Origin of the sequence: Thermogemmatispora sp., from assembly GCF_019683755.1 — a bacterium.
Lineage (GTDB): Bacteria > Chloroflexota > Ktedonobacteria > Ktedonobacterales > Ktedonobacteraceae > Thermogemmatispora.
In genome coordinates, this window is record NZ_JADGHT010000361.1 from 1 (window position 1) to 4,533 (window position 4,533).

The following is a 4,533-nucleotide window of genomic DNA, read 5'->3' on the forward strand; positions in this document are numbered from 1 at the left end:
TCCCCAGATAGCCGAAAAGCGTTGCTCCGGTCATGTTGGGAACCAGACCCCAGATGCTCACCACCACAAAGTCGAGGAGCATGATCACACTCACCGCCAGAGCTGGGGAGCCGCTACGTCGGCTGGTTGTGCCCAAGCGCTCCGTAATGAACCCATCGCGTCCCAACGCGTAAAGGATGCGTGCCCCAGCGTTAGCTGTACCCAGAGCGCTGGCGAAAGCACTGATCGTCGCACCAAAGTCAAGCAGCACGGCCATCCAGCGACCAACGTAGCGGTGCGCCAGATCATCGAGAGGTGCCGCTGACTGAGCGAAGCTGGCGATTCCCGTGCGACTCAAACCAAAGCCCAGGGTCTGCGCATAAGTCACCACAACATAAAAGAGGCCAGTCCCAAAGACCGCTGCCAGAATAGCCAGGGGGATATTGCGGCGCGGATTACGGGTCTCCTCACCGAGGGTGGCAGCGCCTTCGAAGCCGGCAAAGGAGAGAAAACCGAAGACCGCCGCCAGCGCCACGGCATTGAGCGGCTCAGATGAGGGAGTAAAGGGCGTGAGCGAAAGCTGCCCCAGGTTATCCAGGCGGACCAAAATCACTACCACCAGGGCCACGATCAGCAGCACCGAAATACCCTCCATTGCCAGCGTCAGACGCGTCGAGAGCGTAATACGGCTGTAAGCAAACAACCAGATCAACAAACCCGCCAGCAATGCGAGTGGAAGCCAGCTCACATTCAGGCCCAGGCTGGCCAAGAACGCCTGGGCAAAGTTGCCCACCTCAGCCGTCGAGGCGCAAGTGAAAGCAAGATAGGTGCCAAGCAAGGCCCAGCCAGAAAAAAAGCCAACGCGTGGCCCGAGAGCAATGCCATTAAAAGCATAGACCGAGCCACTATGAGCGAAATAACGGCTAAACTGGATAAACGAGAAGCTGGCCAGACCGACGGCAAGTGTGGCGAGCAAGAAGGCCAGTGGCACAGTGCTCCCAGTAATCCCTGCGGCCAGTGAGCCATTAAGCGCCATCGCCGCAGTGGGCGCCATAATACCAATGGAGAGCGCGATGCTCTCCAAAAACGACAATTCACGGCGAAGACCGCTTGTCTCTGGCTCCAAGTCTAACCTCCTGATATAAGGGGTAAAGAGGCACCCAGCGCGACAAGCTACCAGCCTGACTCTCGTGGCTGTCTGCCTGCCCGCGCCAGCACTGAAGACAGCCGTGCTGCGAAAACAACAACTGCCCGCTTGAAAGGATAATCTATTTCGCCTCAGAAGGCAACCTTCAAGCGGGCAGCGATCCAGCAAAAAGCAAGCAAGCCTGGGCTGGAAGAGGGAACAAACGTAGCTCCTCTCAAAGCGGACGAAGGGGAGAAAAGAGCAGAGCAAGCGCACCCATCAGTTTGATCCCTGGCCTCAGCCAGGCACCAGCTCAGTCAGCACTTACGCTACTAGCGAGCCTGTCTCTCTAACTTCGCTGTCAGCCAGGATATCAGCGATGAGGAAGCCGACAGCATCGCTCCACCCGCCACTCAGCGGCAAACTGCTGACGAGTTACGTCACGCATCAGCGCCGGGGCGGGAGCATCTACCGACGCAGCGCAGCAGGGCACTAGCGACGCTGGGCAGCGATAAACGAAGCGTACCAACGACCGCTATCTTTAACAATGCGCCGCTGGGTAGAATAATCGACATAGACCAGACCGAAGCGCTTACTATAGCCGAAAGCCCACTCAAAATTGTCGAGCAAGGACCAGACCATATAGCCCTTGAGCGGCACCTGCTGAGCGAGCGCGCGGCTCAGCGCCTCGATATGCGTCTGAAGATAATGGATACGCTGCCAGTCATGAACACTATCCCCACCATGCCAGTGATCCTCAAAGGCCGCGCCATTTTCCGTCACCAGCAAGGCCTTGGGTCGATACTCGCGGTGGAGACGAGTCAAGATTACCTCTAGCCCTTCTGGAAAGATCTCCCAACCCATATCGGTATAGGCTGCCCCAGGAATCCGCTCAATCACCTCATAACCAGGGCTTCCTGGAGAAGAGGCAGCAGAGGAGGCGATGACGCCACGCACAAGCATCCGACTGTAGTAATTGACGCCCAAGAAGTCCAGCGGCGTAGCGATCACAGCCAGATCATCAGCATGAACCGGCGGCGGAGCCACACCCAAAACACTGAAGAGCGATGTCGGGTACTCAGCGCGAAATAACGGATCAAGGAACCAGCGATTACGAAAAGTATCCGCCTGTTCCACTGCCTGCAGCGTTTCAGGCCGCTCATCCGCTGCATAAACTGGGTAGAAATCCAGAGCGATACCGATCTGGGCTCCGTGAGGCAGGACAGAACGCAAGCGCTGAGTGGCAAGGCCGTGGGAGAGCAGAATATGGTGACCGACCGTGACAGCGAGCTGTTTATCGTGCATACCAGGGGCATGAATGCCCAGCGCGTAGCCCAAATACGAGCTGCACCACGGCTCATTCTGCGTAATCCACCAGCGGACGCGATCGCCCAAGCGGCGCGCTACCACCTCGGCATACTCAGCGAAGGCCTGAGCGGTATCGCGCACCAGCCAACCGCCGCGATCCTCAAGGGCGGCTGGCAAATCCCAGTGATAAAGGGTAACCAGCGGTTCAATGCCACGAGCGAGCAAGGTATCCACCAGACGCTCGTAGAAAGCAAGGCCCCGCTCATTCACGGGGCCAGTTCCCTGGGGCAGGACCCGGGGCCAGGCGATCGAAAAGCGGTAAGCGCGCAAATTAAGGCGGGCCATCAGTGCCACATCTTCCTCCATATGGTGATAGTGGTCAGCGGCCACATCACCAGTCTGGCCCTGGAAGATCGCTCCAGGCCGGATCACAAAGCGGTCCCAGATAGAAGGCGCGCGACCATCCTCACGCACCGCGCCCTCGATCTGATAAGCCGATGTGGCGGCTCCCCAGAGAAAGCCAGGAGGGAAGCCGCCAGCCAGGTCACTGCCCCCTGCCAGCGAGGCGGGGAGACTACGATGGTCCTGTGGACGACCAGTAATGCTCATTGATCCTCCTTCAGTAGAGGCAGCAGCCGGCGGGAGCCGTGCCTCTCTCCCGCCTTGCCTGCCGCCTAAATCTATCTGCTTCGTCCCTGGATGTAGCAGTGCATCCATTCATGCCTGAATGAGCAGAGAATGGATAAAAAACGCATTTATTTTCACAACTCAGCAAGAAGTCACCCGCTATGAAAAGGATGGCCTGCAGGATTGATCGACGATGGCCATTAGGCAACCACAGCCCTGGCCTTAAGCAGCTTACGCAGCTTACGCGGCATAGCCTGGCGCAGGCTGGGATTAGCCAGTTCATCAATACCGAAGTTCACCAGTGTCAAGGCGCCACACACCAGGGCGACACAAAGACCAGCAGGGACGAACAGCCACCATTGACCAGTGATCAAGGCTCCATTCAACTGAGCCCAGAAGAGAATCGAACCCCAGCTCGCGCGTGAGACATCGCCCAGACCAAGAAACTCCAAGGCTACCTCCGCGCCGAGGGCATAGACAAAGGTGCCGACATAGGTTGAAGCAACCAGGGCGATCTCATTGGGCAGAATCTCCATGAAAATCATGCGCCAGGTCACCTCTCCCATCGAACGCGCTGCCGTCACAAACTCACGCTCCTTTAACGAAAGCGTCTGCGAGCGTAGCACCCGCGCCCCATAGGCCCAGGACGTGAAGAGCAGCACCATCGCGATCACAAACTCATTCTTCCCGGCTCCGCTGACACTGGCCAGGGACGCCAGCACGATGGCCAGCGGCAAGCCAGGCAGCACCAAGAAAATATTGATCAGCAGCGAAAGCACCTCATCGATCAGGCCGCCGAAGTAGGCGGAGCTAAGCCCGAAAATCACCTGCAGCGCTGTTGAGCCGGTAGCGGCCACAAAGCCAATCAACAGCGAGACCCGGGCCCCATAGACAATCTGCGAAAACATGTCCTGCCCCAGGCTGCTCGTCCCCAGAATATGTTCACGACTGGGTGGCTGAGCGCCGTGAGCCACCTGACTGTTAGGACCATCCGGCGGGTAGGGCGTCAACAGAGGAGCGGCCAAGGCTACCAGCACAAAGAACAGCAAGATAGCCAGGCCAGCCGCGATCTTGGGATTGCGATACAGCAGACGCAGAGCGCTCAACAACGGTCCGCGCTGACGTCGATCAGTCTGCTCTACCAAAGCCGCCGTCTCGATAGGGGTCTCACTCATGTTGCTGACTTGCATTGTTAAGCCCTCCCGTGTCGAATGCGCGGATCAAGCACGCTATAGACCAGCTCAGCCAGGAAATTGGCCGCCAGCACCGTCAAAGCCAACACCAGAAAACCGCCTTCGATCAGCGCATAATCGCTTTCCGAGGCACCGCGGAACAGATGATAACCGATGCCGGGGTAGTTAAAGACAATCTCCGTCAGCAAAGAGCCGCTGACCACCAGGCCCAGCGAAATCGAGAAACTCGTGATACTGGGTAGCACCGCGTTGCGCGCTGCATACGCAAAGACCACACGCAGGGGAGAGAGACCCTTCGCC

General features: G+C 58.1%; 4 protein-coding genes. All 4 read right to left on the reverse strand.

What is annotated here, in order from left to right; all coding sequences use genetic code 11:
• Positions 1-1,105 (reverse strand): APC family permease (locus tag IRZ24_RS17140; RefSeq protein ID WP_297166853.1); only part of this gene is annotated, 1,105 nt, incomplete at its 3' end.
• A 492-nt stretch (positions 1,106-1,597) separates the two neighbouring features.
• Positions 1,598-3,022, reverse strand: a complete 1,425-nt coding sequence (locus tag IRZ24_RS17145) for a GH1 family beta-glucosidase (RefSeq protein ID WP_297166856.1) — start codon at positions 3,020-3,022, stop codon at positions 1,598-1,600.
• Between the two features lie 218 nt (positions 3,023-3,240).
• Complete coding sequence (locus IRZ24_RS17150) at positions 3,241-4,230, reverse strand: ABC transporter permease (RefSeq protein ID WP_297166859.1); 990 nt, start codon at positions 4,228-4,230, stop codon at positions 3,241-3,243.
• 2 nt (positions 4,231-4,232) lie between these two features.
• The coding region (locus IRZ24_RS17155) for an ABC transporter permease (RefSeq protein WP_297166862.1) at positions 4,233-4,533 on the reverse strand (301 nt) is incomplete at its 5' end.